At 32.3% G+C, this 17,689-nt stretch carries 16 protein-coding genes; 15 read left to right on the top strand and 1 reads right to left on the bottom strand.

Features of this window, described 5'->3' with window-relative positions:
* The first annotated feature begins 2 nt into the window (after nucleotides 1–2).
* The 15 genes from frlB (at nucleotide 3) to GXK57_RS18590 (ending at nucleotide 16,356) form a co-directional block, all read left to right on the top strand.
* Nucleotides 3–1,028: a fructoselysine 6-phosphate deglycase gene (frlB, locus tag GXK57_RS18660; RefSeq protein ID WP_160679229.1), complete on the top strand. Its 1,026-nt coding sequence runs from the start codon at nucleotides 3–5 to the stop codon at nucleotides 1,026–1,028.
* Nucleotides 1,029–1,123: 95 nt separating this feature from the next.
* A complete protein-coding gene (locus GXK57_RS18655) occupies nucleotides 1,124–1,972 on the top strand; it encodes an amidohydrolase family protein (protein ID WP_160679227.1) in 849 nt (282 codons plus the stop codon).
* 13 nt (nucleotides 1,973–1,985) lie between these two features.
* Entirely contained in the window at nucleotides 1,986–2,414 is a 429-nt protein-coding gene (locus tag GXK57_RS18650) for a secondary thiamine-phosphate synthase enzyme YjbQ (RefSeq protein ID WP_160679225.1), read from the top strand.
* 35 nt (nucleotides 2,415–2,449) lie between these two features.
* Nucleotides 2,450–3,811 (top strand): amino acid permease, encoded by a 1,362-nt coding sequence (locus GXK57_RS18645; RefSeq protein ID WP_160679223.1) that lies wholly within the window; start codon nucleotides 2,450–2,452, stop codon nucleotides 3,809–3,811.
* Nucleotides 3,812–4,280: 469 nt separating this feature from the next.
* Nucleotides 4,281–5,015 carry a GntR family transcriptional regulator gene (locus tag GXK57_RS18640; protein ID WP_160679221.1) on the top strand — a complete coding sequence of 245 codons (735 nt, stop codon included), beginning with the start codon at nucleotides 4,281–4,283 and terminating at the stop codon, nucleotides 5,013–5,015.
* 2 nt (nucleotides 5,016–5,017) lie between these two features.
* Nucleotides 5,018–5,806 carry a fructoselysine 6-kinase gene (gene frlD, locus GXK57_RS18635; RefSeq protein WP_160679219.1) on the top strand — a complete coding sequence of 263 codons (789 nt, stop codon included), beginning with the start codon at nucleotides 5,018–5,020 and terminating at the stop codon, nucleotides 5,804–5,806.
* Nucleotides 5,807–5,846: 40 nt separating this feature from the next.
* Nucleotides 5,847–6,581: a GntR family transcriptional regulator gene (locus GXK57_RS18630; protein ID WP_160679217.1), complete on the top strand. Its 735-nt coding sequence runs from the start codon at nucleotides 5,847–5,849 to the stop codon at nucleotides 6,579–6,581.
* A gap of 279 nt (nucleotides 6,582–6,860) precedes the next feature.
* Nucleotides 6,861–7,913 (top strand): DUF5700 domain-containing putative Zn-dependent protease, encoded by a 1,053-nt coding sequence (locus GXK57_RS18625; RefSeq protein ID WP_160679215.1) that lies wholly within the window; start codon nucleotides 6,861–6,863, stop codon nucleotides 7,911–7,913.
* Between the two features lie 216 nt (nucleotides 7,914–8,129).
* Nucleotides 8,130–9,329, top strand: a complete 1,200-nt coding sequence (locus GXK57_RS18620; RefSeq protein ID WP_160679213.1) for a hypothetical protein — start codon at nucleotides 8,130–8,132, stop codon at nucleotides 9,327–9,329.
* Nucleotides 9,330–9,869: 540 nt separating this feature from the next.
* A complete protein-coding gene (locus GXK57_RS18615; RefSeq protein ID WP_160679211.1) occupies nucleotides 9,870–10,541 on the top strand; it encodes an ABC transporter ATP-binding protein in 672 nt (223 codons plus the stop codon).
* Nucleotides 10,528–12,846, top strand: coding sequence for an FtsX-like permease family protein (locus GXK57_RS18610; RefSeq protein WP_160679209.1), 2,319 nt, complete (start codon nucleotides 10,528–10,530; stop codon nucleotides 12,844–12,846). The genes GXK57_RS18615 and GXK57_RS18610 overlap by 14 nt, the downstream gene beginning before the upstream one ends.
* Before the next feature lie 24 nt (nucleotides 12,847–12,870).
* Complete coding sequence (locus tag GXK57_RS18605) at nucleotides 12,871–13,557, top strand: response regulator transcription factor (RefSeq protein ID WP_160679207.1); 687 nt, start codon at nucleotides 12,871–12,873, stop codon at nucleotides 13,555–13,557.
* On the top strand, nucleotides 13,544–14,926 hold the full coding sequence (locus tag GXK57_RS18600) for a HAMP domain-containing sensor histidine kinase (protein ID WP_160679205.1): 1,383 nt from the start codon (nucleotides 13,544–13,546) through the stop codon (nucleotides 14,924–14,926). Before GXK57_RS18605 ends, GXK57_RS18600 begins: the two co-directional genes overlap by 14 nt.
* Nucleotides 14,927–15,034: 108 nt before the next feature.
* Entirely contained in the window at nucleotides 15,035–15,481 is a 447-nt protein-coding gene (locus tag GXK57_RS18595; protein ID WP_243156471.1) for a MarR family transcriptional regulator, read from the top strand.
* Nucleotides 15,482–15,531: 50 nt separating this feature from the next.
* Nucleotides 15,532–16,356 (top strand): alpha/beta hydrolase, encoded by an 825-nt coding sequence (locus tag GXK57_RS18590; RefSeq protein ID WP_160679203.1) that lies wholly within the window; start codon nucleotides 15,532–15,534, stop codon nucleotides 16,354–16,356.
* A 115-nt stretch (nucleotides 16,357–16,471) separates the two neighbouring features.
* Here the strand turns inward: GXK57_RS18590 and GXK57_RS18585 are convergent, their stop codons facing one another.
* The gene (locus GXK57_RS18585) at nucleotides 16,472–17,674 is read right to left on the bottom strand and encodes an MFS transporter (RefSeq protein WP_160679201.1); all 1,203 of its coding nucleotides are present in this window, start codon (nucleotides 17,672–17,674) and stop codon (nucleotides 16,472–16,474) included.
* Nucleotides 17,675–17,689 lie beyond the last annotated feature (15 nt).

Raw genomic sequence — 17,689 nt, 5'->3', positions numbered from 1 at the left:
TTATGTTAGAAATTGATAAGAGTAAAGTAGATTTTTTAGTAACAGAAAACATGGTAGTTGAAGTGGAAAAATTAATGTCAAAGGATTTCCCAATTATAGATGGCTTTGTAAAGACCATGGTTGAGAGGGAAATAGAAAGAGTTTATTTTGTGGCCTGTGGTTCACCGCTATGCGCTTGTCAGACTGCAAAGCTTCTATTCCAAAAATACTCTGATATATCAGCAGAAGCTTTTAGTGGATTTGACTTCTTAGATCAAACACCAGCTAAGCTTGATAGCAAAACTTTAGTAGTTGGAGTATCCCACTATGGAAAGACTGAAGAGGTTGCAAATTCAATAATACTTGCAAAGAATGCAGGGGCTATGACTATAGGTATTACTCGTGATCCTTCTAACACTTTGCTATCAGAAGCAGCAGAGTTTGTCATCGGTTATGGAGCAGAATGCATTTGGGAAATTCACCTATTAGCAACTTATTATACTGCTTGTAAATATATTAACGCAAAAAAAGAAAATCTAGAAGTTACAAAGATACTAGAAGATATGAAGAAACTTCCAAATGTATTAGCTGAGCTAGTAGTCTCTGCAGAAGAAAAGTCAAAAGAGTTAGGAATTAGGGCAAGCCAATGGCCTTTCATCTATACTGTAGCAGCAGGTCCACTACTTCCACTTGCCTATAAGGAAGGCATTATAACGATGCTTGAGTTCACTTGGACACATGGTTCAATGATAAACGCAGCTGAATTCAGACATGGACCATTAGAAGTGGTAGAGAAGGGGGTTCCTTATGTATTTATGTTAGGAACTGATGAATCTAGAAAAACTACAGAGAGAGCAATCAATTTTGTAAAGCAACTTACTGATGACTACATAGTATTTGACTATGCAGATCTAAATTGTGATTTACATCCAATGCTAGCACCTATGGTTTTATTTGTTCCACTTGAATATTTCTACTATTATTTAGCAATAGCTAAAGATCACAACCCAGACGATAGACGTTACTATGGTGGTCTAATGAAATACTAATTTTCTACTTGCAATAGCCTGCAGTCAAAATGTTGCTGCAGGCAAATACCTTAGGAAAAGTGTTTAGACATTAAGCTATCAGAAAGGTGGAAATTATGTTTATAGATATCCATGTTCATCCAGCTTTTTTCGAACCTATAAATTTAGATCCAAAGATAACTGAATTTAGGCATAAAGCTTTAGATATACAGAAAAACGGTTTAGCGCCACTAGAGCATATCTTTAATCAAATGGGGTGTGCTGGGCTAGATAAACTTACTTTACTACCTGAAGATTACACAACAACTGATGGAGGTATCGTAGTAAGTAATGAAGAAATTAAAAAGCTTGTAGATATGGCACCAGAAAGATTTATCGGTTTTGCAGCGGTGGATCCCTTTGTTAAAGGTCACTTAGACGCAATAGAGAAAGCTTTTACAGATTTGAAACTTAAGGGATTAAAGTTACATCCATCTAAACAACATTTCTATCCATCAGATAAATCCTTAGAGCCGCTATATAAGATATGTGAAAAGTATGATAAACCAATTTTATTTCACAGCGGGCTATCTTGGGAACCAAATACCTTATCTAAATATTCCAGACCAATAGAATTTGAAGAACTTGCATTAAATCATCCTAAGCTTAGGATTTGCCTTGCTCATTTTGGCTGGCCTTATGTTCAGGAAACGGCAATGCTTATGTTAAAGTTCCCCAATGTTTATGCAGATACGGCGTTACTATACTTTGATAGCGCAAGGGAATTTTATAAAAGGGTTTTCAACGAGGATATACCTTCTACTTGGATAGATAGGAGTCTTAGGCATCAAGTTATGTTTGGCTCAAATAATCCTAGATTTGAGCAGATTAGAATGGCAGAAGCAATTGATAGCCTGGGCTTTAGAGAAAGTACCCTTGAACTTATAAAGGGTCAAAATGCGCTTGAATTCATTGGTGGTATATAGAAGGAGAAGAATTATGGTTGTGTATGAAAGCTTTACACTACTTACTAAAGACTATAATCAGCTTATAGTCCTGACAGATAAGATAAGTGAAGTTGTTTTAAAAAGTGGTATAAAAAATGGAATAGTAGTTGTTATTACAAAACACACCACTACAGGAATAACAGTTAATGAGTCGTTAGAGTGCCTTGAAAACGATATACAAACCTTTTTGGAAAGGTTAATCCCAGAAGATTTTCCTTATACCCATGCGAGGATGCTTAGAAGCTATGGGTCAACTGCAGGAAACCCCACAGGTCATTTAAAGGCTCATATAACAAGTAATAATTGTATTTTTTCTATTGTTAATGGTGAGATTGTAAAGGGAGATGCACAGGATATATATTTCTGTGAATTCGATGGACCAGCAAGAAGGACTGTTAGTGTCAGTATAATTGGTGAATAAATTTATAATTTAATAAATTTAAAGGAGGAATTATTATGTCATTGGAAATTAATAAAGCTCCTGGTGGTAGCACAAAGACTGAATTGGCTCGTAAACTTGGATTAGGTGCTGCGGTAGCACTTGGGGTTGGGACAACTGTAGGATCAGGTATATTCTCATCAGTAGGTGGAGTTGCAAGCGCTGCTGGTTGCGCAGCCTTTACTATACTGGCATTTTTAATTGGTGGACTTATAAATATACCTGCAAATCTTGTTTATGCAGAATTAGCTACAGCTTATCCTGAAGATGGGGGACAGTATGTATACTTTAGGGAAGCAGGTTCAAGACCTTTAGCATTTTTCTGTGGATGGATTAGCTTTTGGGCTACTGATCCACCATCAATATCTATAATGGCTTTAGCTATTGCAAACTATCTTGCTTTCTTCACTGGTTTTTCAGGGATTGTAGTAAAGCTTGTAGCTACAGCTTTAGTTCTTATATTCATGGCAGTCCACCTACGCTCAGTAGAAGGTGGCGGAAAGGTCCAAACCTTTATAACTGCCTTTAAGATACTTCCTTTTGCTCTTTTAATAGGAATTGGTTTATTTTATATGAATGGAAGCCTTATAACTGCACCAGCAGCTAAAGGTGCTCCAGTAGGAATAATGGCGTTACTGGCTGCAATTTCAGCAACTACTTGGTCCTATGATGGAATGGGTGCTGTATGCTATATGACTGGAGAGATAAAGAACCCTAAAAAGACAATGCCAAGAGCACTTATCATTACTGTTTTAATAGTTATAACCTTGTATACTGCTTTAAGTACTGCAATTACTGGATTACTTCCAATTAAAGACTTGGCAGGATCTGATGCGCCAGTGGCTTTAGCAGCTTCTAAGATTCCTTTGATAGGAAGTGCTGCAGGTACTGTAACCGCTATAATGGCTATAATAGTTATAATTGGTTCTCTTTCAAGCTGCATCATGTTCCAACCTCGTATAGAATATGCAATGGCAAAGGATGGTTTATTTTTTAAGTCTTTTGCTAAGGTTCATCCAAAATGGGAAACTCCTTATTTCTCTATTTTGATACAATGTGCTGTTGCAATAGTTTTAATATTTGCTTCTAATATAAGTAATTTGCTTGGTTATTTCACTTTGGTAGCACTTCTTAAGAACTTTTTAACCTTTGGAACAGTATTTGTTCATAGGAAAAAAGAGAGCTATAAACCACTATGGAGAATGCCAGCATGGAGAGTAATGGCAACAATTGCTATGTTTATGACATTTACTTTAATTTTTTCAACCTTTATGTGGGCTCCAGTACAAGGTATTGTTGCAGCTTTTGTAATCGTTGTCACAGGTCTTCCAGTATATTATTATTGGGAGAAAAAGAATAGAACTGTAAAGCAAAGTTAGAGATGGTTTTTCTATAGGGTTCCTGACTCAACTATTAAGTTATACGTGCCCGATAATCCCCAGAAGCCTGGATTTTTGAACAAGTATAAATTAGGTTTTATATAAGAACTCTTTATAAAAAATAATAACAAAATTTAGATTTAAAATTACTATTAGGCGTAGTATTAATTATATTAAAAAGTTACCATATTGCCAATTTTTGTAGGTGTGATATCATAGTACTTGAACTGAAAATGCCACATTGTAGTTACAGATGAGCTACTTTTTCGAACAATGTATTTTTAATACTCTTATAAAATTTATAGTAAGTTTTATAAGTCTAACTTTCGCAAGAAGCAGTTCATCTATTAGATATGTGTCGCAGCATATAAAATTTATTTTCAAAACGTCCTGTTGCAGGTGAGGTTCGGAAAATATAAGTTTATTTGTGAAGTGATATGTGTCTATAGATAAACTAGGAGGAAATTCAATGATTGAAAAGAATGGAAACCGATCTCGAGATGAGGCTATAGAAAAGATCGAGTACTATATAATTGAAAATAAATTAGCACCACATTCAAAGATACCATCTGAAAGAGATTTGTGTGATATGTGGAACTTTAATAGATCTACACTTCGTTCAGCTATTCAAAGATTGGTAGTTGAAGGAAAGCTGTATCAGAAAAAAGGATCAGGAACTTATGTAGCTAAGCCTAAACTTATAAGAAATCTTCAAGAGTTAAGATCTTTATCTAAAGAAGTTATAGATAATGGTCAGTCTATTGAAAGTAAGGTGCTTTCTGCAGAAATAATAGAGAGCAATAAGCAAACTACAAAGAAACTACATGTTCCATTAGGCCATAGTGTTTATGCTTTAACCCGTATTCGTTACATAGATGACGATCCAGTGACTATAGAATCTTCATTTATTGATGGTGAACGTTTTAAGGAATTAAAAATCCATGATTTTTCCAAGGAATCTCTATATGCCGTACTTGAAGAACAGTATAATATTGAGATAATGAAAGGTGAAGAAAGAGTTGGTATCGCCTATGCCACTGAATACGAGGCTGAACTTTTAAACATTGAACCTGGGCAAGCTGTATTTTACCTTACTGGAGTAGTATACGAAGAAGACGGAAGTCCTATAGAATATTTTAAATCTATTGTAAGATCAGACAAGATAAGATTTTCTAGTATATTAACCAAAAGAGAGGATGGGTAATAATGAAATTAGCAGCAGTTGGAGATAACTGTATGGACGTATATGAAAGTTTAAATCAGGCCTATACTGGAGGAAATCCTGTAAATGTAGCAGTGTTTTTCGTTAGACTTGGTGGAGAAGCTTCCTATACCGGTGTAGTCGGAGATGATAAGTATGGTAAGATAATGATAGATGCAATAAAAAATAAATCAGTAGATACCTCACATATAAGGGTTTTGCATGGAAATACTGCAATAACAAAGGTTGAGATTGTTAATGGAGATAGAATCCTTGGGGATTACGACGAAGGGGTTTTATCACAGTTTAAGCTTTCCGATGAGGATATAGACTTCTTAAGTACTCATGACATGGTGGTATCAGGACTTTGGGGTATGGTAGAAAACGATTTATGGAAGATAAAAGCTAAAGGAACTAAAATAGCCTTTGACTTTGCTACTAAGCTGGATGATCCTGTTGTTGAGAAAGCCATATATAATGTAGATTATGCATTCTTTTCCTATGATGAAGGGGATGATGATTTTATAAGAAACTATATGAAAGCTATGTACTCTAAGGGTCCAAAGCTTGTTATTGTAACCCTTGGAGAAAAAGGATCTATCTGCTATAATGGCAAAGATTATATAACTCATGGTATCGTTCCTTGTGAGGTAAAGGATACTATGGGAGCTGGAGATTCCTATATAGCTGGATTTTTAAGAGGAATTTTATTAAATAAAGCTATAGAAGACTGTATGCAAATGGGTGCAGAAAGTTCAGCTATCACTCTTCAGTATAGTGGTACTTGGAATTAGATTTTTATAATTTTAGTTTTGAGGTTAGGAGGTGCTTTGCTTGAGTAAGGAAGAAATAAATTATCAATCTCCAATATATTTACAGCTTAGAGAGGTAATAAGAAATAAGATAGAAGATGGTGAATATTTACCTGGAATGGCCATACCTTCAGAAAATGACTTAGCAGATATCTATGGTATTAATAGAATGACTGTACGAAATGGAATAGATACTCTTGTGAATGAAGGTATATTAAAAAGAGTACAGGGTAAAGGCGTATATGTGGTAGGTAGCAAAGTGGAGAGAGATCTGGAGACTCTAGGTGGTTTCACTCAGACTATGAGAGAGAAGAATACTCAGCCATGCACTAAAGTACTAACCAAGGTTTTAAGAAAAGCTGGAGATAAATACGGAAGTATATTTGGAATAGATAAAGAAGATGAAATCTATTATATAAAACGTATATGTTCTGCAGACGGTGATCCAGTGTCCTTAGAGGAAATTTATATACCGAAGTATGTAGTGCCGAAACTAGAAGGAATAGACCTGGGGGTATTCTCTATTTACGAAGTGTATGAGTTTTATGGTATAAAAATATCAAAAGCTTTTCAAACATTAGATCTAACCCAGCTTGAGCAAAGAGACGCTCGAATGCTTGGAATAGACTCTAGGCTATCTGTAATGCTTTTTGAATGTGTTAGCTATGATGAAAATGAAAAAGTGATTGAATTATCTCGTAATTATACAAGAGGAGATAAGTGTAACTTTAATGTACATTTTCACAAAGAAGGTTAGTATATATCTTTATATTTAGGCTATGTTGATTTCAATAATATTATTAAACATAGAGTATAGTTAATATGACATTAAATATGTACCACTTAGTGATGAAAATTATATTTTCAAAGGCTCCTTATAAAAAGCAAAGGAGATTGAAGATAAATTTCTGATCGAAGTGGTACATTTTTGTTTACTGTTGAAGGTTTATAGATATATGGTAGAATATTAAATGTATTACATTTTTATGTAATACAATGAGGGAATACTCTATAAACTAGTTAAAGGTGGATTATTATGCAGATTAACGTATCCTTATCTTCAGCAGAGGAAATGATAAAAATATTAACTAAGTTTTCTAAGGGCATAAATATAAAAAGAGAAGAAATAATGAATTTCTTAAACCAGGATGAAGGCTGTAAGATGCAGTTTAAGTTTTATGAGGATGATATAAATAAAGATGACTACTTGGATATGCTTTATGCAGTAGTTAAAGAAAGTAGCTATGAAACTGAAAACTTTATTCTTAAAAGGATGTATGAGGCATTAAAAAATATATATAGTAACTTAGAGCTATTATATAAGAAGCTTGATAATGTTAAGAACTTTGATTTTAAGGGCTTTGAAGATAGGTTAGTGAGTACCTTGCCGCTGGATACAAAGCTGAAGCTAAATATATTTTTCTGCTTAGATGGTTACAATGGTGGAAGTATTGTTGATGACAACACTATGTGTCTTGATGTGTTGTTCTGGCCTTCAAAGAAGGAGCTTGAAAAAAATATAGAAGGAGTAATTTTACATGAATTTCATCATATTGGCTTTCTATATTGGTTAAAGAAAAATGTACGAAGAAACGAACTTGTAAAAAATAAGGACAAGATTTCTTTAGCTGTAAACCTTGTTGAAGGTATCTTAAGTGAAGGTGCAGCGGTATATTTTTTTAATAAAGAGCAAGACTTATATGAATTACTATTGGAAGGTTATGGAGAAGAGCTAGCGAAAGGATTTAAAGGAAGTTATCTTGAATCATGGAATAAACTTGATGAAAAGATTTCTGATTTTAATAATATCATGCTGCAGCTGTTAGATGGTACTTCAGACAATTATGATTTGTTAGATGATGCTACAGAAAAGTATTTTTACATGACTAAAGATGAAGAGGCTTTAAATAAGGTTATAGGAAAATATATGTGTTCTGTTATAGAAGAAGTTTTGGGTAGACAAGCTTTGCTAGATAGTTTTATAAATTTGCAGAAATTTTTAAACTATTATAATGATGCCTGTGAAAAAAGTGAAAAACAGGGGCTTGATAAAGATATGTTGTACAAATGGGACAAACTTTGGCAATAGCATGCGTTATAGTATGTATAAGCTTTACTATTGGACAATCAATTCAAAACCTTACTTGTAGTCAGGAGTGAACTGTATTTAAAGTATGTGCTTAGAAGAGATATTGATCATGATCAATTAATTTCATTATATTGGGAGAGGTTGAAAAATAGCTTGCATTATTGATAGACAATAGTAGGGATTATGTAATAACTATTTTAGGGAGAAAATAAAGTGATGAATAGAAAATTGAATTTTTATTTTTTTGGTGATATTGGTGAATATGATAAATATAATCCAGAATTTGTTTGCAGCAGAGAATATACATCTGAAATACTTTATCTAATTGCCAAAAATGCTCCATTTACTATTTCAAGATTTGAAATAGCAAGATTTTTAAATATTAAAGAGGAAGTTGTTGTAAATATTATCAATAATCTTAAATTAATTAATGCTGTAGAAGTTAAGGATAATACATACATGGTTAAATTTCCTATTTTCTTAGAAGATGACGTTGTAGAAATGGAACATTATTTCCATAACGTAGGAGAGACTATTGGTAAAAAAATAATTGATATGAAAGATATGATTTATGAAAAAGTTTCACATTTAAGATGCTTTAATTACCATAGTTACGAGAGAATTCTCTATCATATCATCTGCGATGAAATTTTTGATGGTACCGCTTTTGAATTTTTTACTGAAAAAAATACTTTTTGTGCATCAAAGTTACAGCCTGGAAATAGGGATTACATTATTGTTGGATACGAGGATAGTAAATTAGTTGAAAACCACAGCAATAAGATATTATGTAGTAGTAATAACTATAGAAGTCGTGGATTTACTTTTAACAGTTTTGGAGATTCAGATGGTTTAAGAAAAGATATGTTCAGATTTTTTAGACTAGCGCAAAAAAGCATTGGTAGTGCAAGTCCATTTGATGCAGTAAATATCTTATATAACAAGGTTTTAGATAGAATGAACAAGAAAATCGCATATGAATGTGGTACTTTAATATGTAATATCATCGAAAATGATATTACATATAGCAAAATATCAGAAAAAGAAAAGAATATAGTACAGTTTTTGAAAGAATTAGAATATATCAGTATAAGAGATGATGAGAACATTATTTCAGTGGATATTCCAGTATTTTATGACTTTGAATTAGCTACAATTATCAAAGAGTTGTCAGATAGTATACTTGTAAATATATTTCCTATAGTAAAAGAAATCTTTGATAATTTTGAAATTAATGCATCAACATTAACACCTGTAAAGCATAAGGTAGATATAAAAGAAACTGCGAACGAAGTATGGCATCAAATTTTTGGTGCTACCAATGAATACTTAGTAAAAGAAGGTTTTGTCGCAACTCCAAACAATATTGATGGACAAGGCAGGTATTTGAGAAGTCTTACAATTGCTGAAATCTAACAGTGAAATAAATATTTATCTAATGAGCAATATTCACATAATTTTCATCAATAAGGAATTAAATAAAAAAACCTATGCTAAAGCTTAAGCATAGGTTTTTTTGCGTGCAAATAGGGCTGCTGCAATAGCTGCAACTAAAAAAGGGGCTCAACCTTATATGCCTTAAGAAATGAATTAAGTTACCTTGTAGAAATTACTATGATTATTTGTTTGGCATTGCTAAAACCAATAGACTAGTGAAGTAAAATAGATCAAACTTTGAAGAGCTTGTAAGAAATCTTTATCTTTTCTTTATTTTTACTAAATAAAATACAGATTTTCCTTCATTATACTTAGTTTATATAGAGGATAAACCTCTAAAGTTACCTTATTTTTTGTGATGAAGAAATCTACCATGACAATGGACATAAGTGGAAGGTAAGTACGTGATTTATCAACTATAGGAGCAGTATAAAATTCAAGCTTTTTGCTATTAAAGCAAGACTTTTGAATAGTTTTGTTTAATAGCAGGTAGTTAAAAATGTGTATGGAGGAGTTTGTATGTTACAAGTAAAAAATCTTTGTAAGAGCTTTATGACTGGGGAAACAGTTCAAGAGGTTTTAAAAAATGTCAATCTAACAGTTAAAGATGGTGATTTTATAACAATAATGGGTGCTTCCGGTGGAGGAAAGTCAACACTTTTGCATCTTATAGCACTCTTAGACACACCCTCTAGTGGAGAAATATATCTTGATGGCAGGAGGGTTGATTGCTTGAAAGAGTCATATATAGAGGATTTACGAGGAAAAAATATTGGTTTGATATTTCAAAATGCTAATTTAATATCTTCATTGAATCCCTTAGAGAATCTGATCATTGCCATGAAGGATTCTAAAAGCAAGTTTAAGACGAAAAAGAAATCAGCAGAACAGCTATTAAGCAGAGTTGGGCTAAGTGAAAAGAAAGATGCAAAAACATCTGCTCTATCTGGAGGGGAAGCGCAGAGAGTAGCAGTAGTTAGAGCCTTGGTGAACAATCCAAGTATAATCTTATGCGATGAACCTACAGGGGCATTGGATAGCTCAAATGGTGAAAAAGTTATAAGTCTTTTGCTAGAACTTAGGAAAGAAACTGGGTGTTCACTTATCATAGTGACTCACGATGAAAGAATAGGAGTCTTAGGTGAGAGACGTTGTTTTTTAAAGGATGGTGTTCTTAATGAGGTGGACTAGCATTTTTAAATTATATAACCTAAAAAGGATGAAAAGAGAAAAGTGGATAATATTTTTTACAATGCTATCTATTTTCATAACTACGGTTTTGTCCATAACTATACCAATAATATCTGAAAACATGAAAGCCTATAATGAGCAGAATATAAAGGCCATAAATGGAGGTATGCTTTCCATATCAGCTGGGTCCTTCTCAAAGAAGTTTTTAACTACTCTGGATGAATTGAGAGCAGAAGGTTATAAGGTGACATTAAAACAGGATAGCACTGCTTATTTAAAAACTTCTGATTCAACAAAAATATACTCCAAAGTGATTCTGGGAGATGAGGAACTAAGAGATGATGAGATAATTTTATCAGCATCCTTGGGAAAAGCCCTTTCAGTTAAAGCAGGAGACAGAATAACTGTAATTGACAAAGAATTTGGCTCTAGGGAATATACAGTGAAAAGTATAGAAGGCAATCCTAAAGGAGTTAGTAATGATGCTGCAATCCTAGGATATGGGAAGGTATCTCAAAAACCTAAAAATCCTAATTTCGCTTATATAGATGGGAAGGATGACGGGGAAGCTTTAAAACATAGCTTGGAAAAGGTAGAGGATACCTATACGTATTCTTCCTTAAAAGATAAAGCAGATGAGGTTAGTAATTCAACTAATATGAAAATAGGTATGTTAGGAATGCTAACAACCATGGGGTATATATTATCTTCAATTACCATAATAAGTACTTGCATAGTTCTAATCACTAGAAGAAAAAAAGATATTGCAATAATGAAGTTATTATCGATAAAGGATAGGCATATTCGGAAAGCTTTCAGCTTAGAGATGCTTATAATTATTGGGATACCAATTGGCTTATCTTTATTCTTATCAATTATTGTAAGTTCAATATTGTTAAAGCTTAATTATATTGATAGAGTATTGAGTTTTGATAAAGAAATATTTATTGCTTTAAAAGGTATGTTTTTAAATCTTATAATCTTTGTTTTATTTTACAAGGTTCCGCTTATGCTGTTAAAAGGAATCAAAGCACTAGATATAATTAGAGAGAGTTACAGTGATACTGGAAAGATAAAGAGAAGAATTTTCCTATTATTATTACTGTTAATACCAGTTGTAATGCTTGTGTATTCAGTATATTTAAAAACTATCATAAGCTTTGGTACAGGTTTATTATTATTGCTAATCATACTTTTATTCTTTATTATAACTTCAATACTAATAAGGATATTTTCTAGAATGCCCTTTAGAAGTATTAGTTTTCTGTATTCCTTTAAGAATATAAAGAAAAACTTCTTAGCTTTTAATCTGCTAGCTTTAAGCTTAGCAATAACCTTATTGTTTATTTTGATAGCTACTTCCTTTAATAAGACTATTAAAACGACCTTAAATACTGAATTTAAAGAAGCTCTTCCTTACAACTATATGCTCTTAAAAGCTGATAATGAAGAGGTTGACAGTAAGCTTACAAGGGAAAAAGGGGTAGAGGGAGTTACTAAAATCTATAATGAGATATGGAGCATAAATAATAAACTTACAGAAACAAAAGACATAGATTTAAGCGGAATAAAGAAAGCAGATTATGGATTAAAATTCAAGTTGCTAGAGGGAAAAGATCTAGATTTTTCTGATAAAAATCAATGCTTAATAAGTTCAAAATTTAGTAAGCTTAACAAGTTAAATATAGGGAATAAACTTAAAATATATTCAGAAGGAAAAGAAAAGGACCTTAAGGTAATAGGAATTTATGATAGTGATTTTTTAAATACAATAATGGTGTTAGTTCCTTATAGTGAAGAAAGTAATAATATAAGTTATCTTATTAATTCGAAGAATACAAAGTGGATGAAGAAAATTAAAGACTCACCAGTAGTTTCTGTAAACAGCCTTAGTGATGCTATGGCACAGCGTATAGATCAATTTATAATACTGTTTAAAATATTATCAGTAATGATAATACTTTCAGCGCTTATTTTCAATATAAACATAGCTTATGTATCCTTTTTAGAAGAAAGAAAAGATGAGAATATCCTAATGGCGCTAGGACTAGGAAAGAACTTTATATTTAAATCATATATAGTTAGACAGGCTGTAATAATTATAGTTTCATCCATATTAGCAGGTGGATTTTATGCGGTTATTTCTAAAGTGTTTTTACAAATGATGGGAGTAAAGTCAGTGCATTATTCTAATCAGATTGTTTTAGTATTTTTATTAGATATATTATTATGTATTGTGACATTTTTATTGCCAATGGTTAAAACTGGTGGTAAGGTAAAAAGTGAATTATTAAGGGAAAATTAACCTATTATAAGAGGAATGGAAATTATGATGGAAAAGCTTCTAATTGTAGATGATGATAATGATATATTAGATATGGTAAAAACCTATTTTAAGGATGAATATGAAATAAGCTCTGCTAAAGATGGAGAAGAAGGATTAGAGCTACTTAGAGAAGAAAGGTATTCAATTGTTTTATTGGACATAATGATGCCTAAAATTGATGGATATTCGATGCTTACAAAGATGAGAGAATTTACTGAAACACCAGTGATATTCTTAACAGCTAAAGGAGAGCAGCTTGACAAGGTAAAAGGATTTATTAAAGGCTGTGATGATTATGTGACCAAGCCTTTTGACTTTACAGAGCTTTCTTTTAGAATAAAGGCCATTATTAAAAGAACAAGCAGCATTGGTATTGTTCAGGATAAAAAACTTTTGAATATTAAGGATTTGGAGATGAATTTAGAAGAATATACCGTTAAGAGATCTGAGGAGGAAATAAAACTCACTCCTAAGGAGTTTGAAATCCTTAAGCTTTTAGCAGCTAATAAGGGGAGAATTTATTCTACAAAAAACATCTATGAACTGATATGGAAAGATAGCTTTTTAGAAAACGACAATAGCGTGTTAACTCATATTAGGAATCTAAGAGAAAAGCTTGGTGATCAAGTAAAGAGCAGTAAATACATTAAGACTGTCTGGGGAGTTGGTTATAAAGTTGAGAAGGATTAGTAGATTAAAGCTTGAACTAGCTATATTTGCAATAATATCAATGGGAATATCATTGTTTCTTGGGATAATGATAAGTGCAGCAATAAAGCCAGCTTTAAAAAGCGATAATGAGATTTATAACTATGTTTATAAAGATTATGTAAAAAAACTACTAAGTGAGTTAAAAAATCCAGCTAATACTAATGAAGAAAAAATGAAGAATATAATCAATAGGGAATGGAGGAGAGATTATACTTTATATTTAGTAGACAAAGATGGAAAAGTTATAGAGTCAAGTAGTGGTTCAGTTAAGGATATAGACCTTAAGTATATAAAAGATGGTCTAATCCAAGTAAAGCATGCTGATAATATAGAAAAAAATAAGGATGTTAGCGATACTACTGTTAGAGTAAAGGCTTGCTACCATATAAACGGTGATTATTTTCTACTATTTGACTACTTAGGCTATGGTCAGAATGATGGTAATTTCTATACTGTAATATTTAGTGTAATTACAATTTATCTACTCTCTTTTTCGTTGCTTACCAGTGGAAGATTTGCTTATCTATTGAAGATAAATAAATCTATAAGAGTAATGGCAGAAGGAAATTTAAGCAATGTAGTACCAGTAAAATATAAAAATGAACTAACTGAGCTGGCTAAAGATATTAATTTTATGGCAGAAGAGCTTCAAAAAGAAGATGATAAGCGTAAGGAATTTCTCACCAATATATCTCATGATTTGAGAACTCCTCTAACAACTATAACAGGATATATAAAGATTATAAAAGAGAAAAAATATGATGATACAGAAGAGGTAGGAAAGTTTATAGGCATAATGGAGCGTAAAAGTAATCACTTAAAGTATATGATAGACGACTTCTTTCAGTATTCTAAGCTAGCATCAAATGATATTGATATGAATAAGGATAAATTGCACCTACAAGAACTTATTAGACAAACCGTTGTTGAGGAGCAAGCAGTTTTTAAACAAAGTCAATTGGAACTTTTATTATATTTGGATAATAAAGATATAATTGTATTTGGCGATGGAGAGCTTATATTTAGAGCCATAAGTAACCTATTATCCAATGCTCTAAAATACTCTAAAATGGAAACAAAAGTAGAGGTAGTACTAGGCAAGGAAAATAGAGATAATATCAGTTATGCTGTAGTTTCAGTACTTAGTATTCCTAATGAAGAGATATCAGAGGAAGAAGTGAATAAGCTTTTCGATAGACTTTATAAAAAGGACAAGGCAAGGGCAGCAGAAGGCAGTGGACTAGGGCTATCCATAGTTAAGGAAATAATTAAGCTCCATGGGGGCCTAGTTATGGCAAGGAAAGAAGAAGAAAAAATTGTATTCAAGTTATTTATACCGACAATTTAATAACTAGGATATGCTTAATATATCTATTGAAGTAAATTAGTAGTTCAGATAATATATGAACTACTAATTTTAATTGAATGATTTTTATTAGAATATGTTGACAATGGTTTGATATCAAACTATCATATAATTATGAAGACAAGAGATGCGATATCATTAATTTCAAAAATTAGAGAAAACGTTAATAAACTTATTGAGGCAGAAATGTGTCAAAGTGGATTGGAAGGAATAGTTACCTCCCATGGAGACATACTATATGCTTTATTTAAAACTGAAAAACTGACCATGGCTGAGATTGCCAATAAGATTGGAAAGGATAAGTCCACGGTAACAGCTCTTATTAATAAGCTGATGAAGCTTGGGTATGTGGTAAAGGAAAGGAGTACTGAAGATACAAGAGTTGTTTATGTAGCTTTAACTAGCAAGGGACGTGAGTTAGAGCCAACATTTGAGGAGATCTCAGCAAAAGTTCTGAGAATTTTCTATCTAGATGTTTCTGATAGAGAAAAGAAGGAGCTAATAAATATCTTAAATAAAATAAATAATAACTTCTAATTTTTTTAATGATATAGTTTGATGTCAAACTAAACTTGGAGGAATTGAAAATGGTAGATTACACAAAAACATTACCTAAGCATATTGAAAAGTACATTGGGGAGAATGATTTGTTTTTAGAAATTTTTGAAGCACAAACTAAGGATCAAGAGAAAAGAATGAGGCCACCACTAGTTTTTGTTCACGGAGCATATACTGGAAGCTGGATGTGGAGCAAGTACATTCCTCATTTTCTGGAAAAGGGTTTTACCTGCTATGTGATGAATATGAGAAGTCATTATAAAAGCAGGGTTATGGATATGTCAGAAATAAATTTTGAGGATTATTTAGAGGATATTAAAGCGGTAATAGATCAGTGCAGTATACCTCCTATTATTTTAGGTTTTAGTATGGGTGGTATACTTAGTCAAAAGATAGCAGAGGAAGCGGAACTAAAAGGCTTAGTTCTCATAGACACATCTATAAGTAAGGAAGTAAATAGGCTGGCACCTTACAAGGATTTAGAAGAAATTGATTTTGGTTTAATTATACCAGCACCTTGTCGACCGGAAACCTCAAGCATAGATGAATCAGAAGAAGATATAATTTTTCAGAGAAAATATCTTTCTATGGAATCCTCAAAAGTAATAAAGGCTATATCTTGTTGGGTAAAGGGAGTAGAAGGAATTTCTATAAATAGTAGCCTGATAACGTGTCCTTGTCTTGTAGTTAAAGCTGTAAGTGATGAGTTTGATGAGAGAATGGGTAAAACTACAGCAGAACATCTTAATGCCGAATATATGGGGGTAGATGGAACTACTCATACTGGTTTGCTCATAGGACAGAGATATTTTGAGGTGGTTCAGAGAATATTAGAGTGGCTGGACAGATACTAATAAAGAAAAAGTACACGGACTGACAGGATTTATTCATGCAATTTCAGAAAGGCATATATGTAAAAGATTCACTGAAGCCATCTTTTCAGTGAATCCTTCTATTAAACTATTTAGATTAAACAATAGAATTATTAGTTATATTACTCTTTAAGGTATAGCTTATAACTCCACCAATAAACGCCAAAGCTATAGTTAAATAAAAGATATATAATGTCAAGTGTTTACCTTGAAGAAAACCTGTCAATGTAGGCCCTACGCAAAAACCAAGGAAGGTAAAGGTTTGATACAAGCCATTTGCAGTGCCTCTATATTCTTTATCTGTCAATTTGTTTATGGTTGAAGGTATAAGAGAAGTTAAGGTAATAAATCCACTAAGGATAAAAATAACGCCTAGGGTTACAATTTTTAGATTATACAAGGAAATAAACTTAGTACCAAGTAATAATACTATAAATCCTGCTATGCTGACCTTTATAAACATGCCTCTGTCGCATAAAGCTATAGCACCTTGCATAGATAGTATTCCTATTAGAACTGCAGGTAAGAATACCTTCCACATATTGCTGACGCCAATTAATTTTTGTAGTATATCAGGTACAATGAGAAAGGTAGCTGCCATTATATAGTTTATAATAAAACCGCAGATACTTAGTCTCAGTATAGTCATATCTTTTATAACCTTAACTAAATTGGTCTTAAATAAACTAATGCTATTGGCAGATGGGAGTATTTCTTCTTTATTAGCTTTTATATTTTCTGGTATAAAGAAGAAGATAAAAATAATAGTTAAGGCTATGATTATGCTGCAACCTAGAAACATTTTAGAAACTGAGATTACTTTATAAAGTACTGGACCAAGCACGAAAGCAGCAACTGCTCCTATACCTACGATGGTTCCTGAAATTCCCATTGCTTTATCTTTCTTTTTATCTTCAATATTGTCCCCAATCCAAGAATAGGCGATTGCCATAACAGCTCCACTGCCCTGAAGTGCTCTTGAAAATATAAAAACATATATATTTTTAGAAAGAAAAGCGATAAATAAGCCTAAGGATAATTGAAGAAGGCCTACAAGTATAACTTTTCTTCTTCCAAGGAGATCACTTATTAACCCGTAAGGTATTTGAAATAGTGCATTTGTTAATCCATATATTCCAAGACCTAATCCACATAAAAATGGTGTATTGTATAGTAGTTGCTTTCCGTATATTGTAATGAAAGGATTGACCATGGTCATAGAAAGCTCTCTAAAACCCATTACTAGTCCTATAGCTGTTAAAAATATTACTTCTGTTCTTGAAAAAAATTTATCTTTCAAAGTACCGCCTCCTTA

The sequence above is a fragment of the Clostridium sp. C8-1-8 genome (assembly GCF_009928445.1).
Classification (GTDB): Bacteria; Bacillota; Clostridia; order Clostridiales; family Clostridiaceae; genus Clostridium_AR.
The sequence above is the reverse complement of the archived record's forward strand: the minus strand, read 5'-3'. Positions and strand labels throughout refer to the sequence as shown.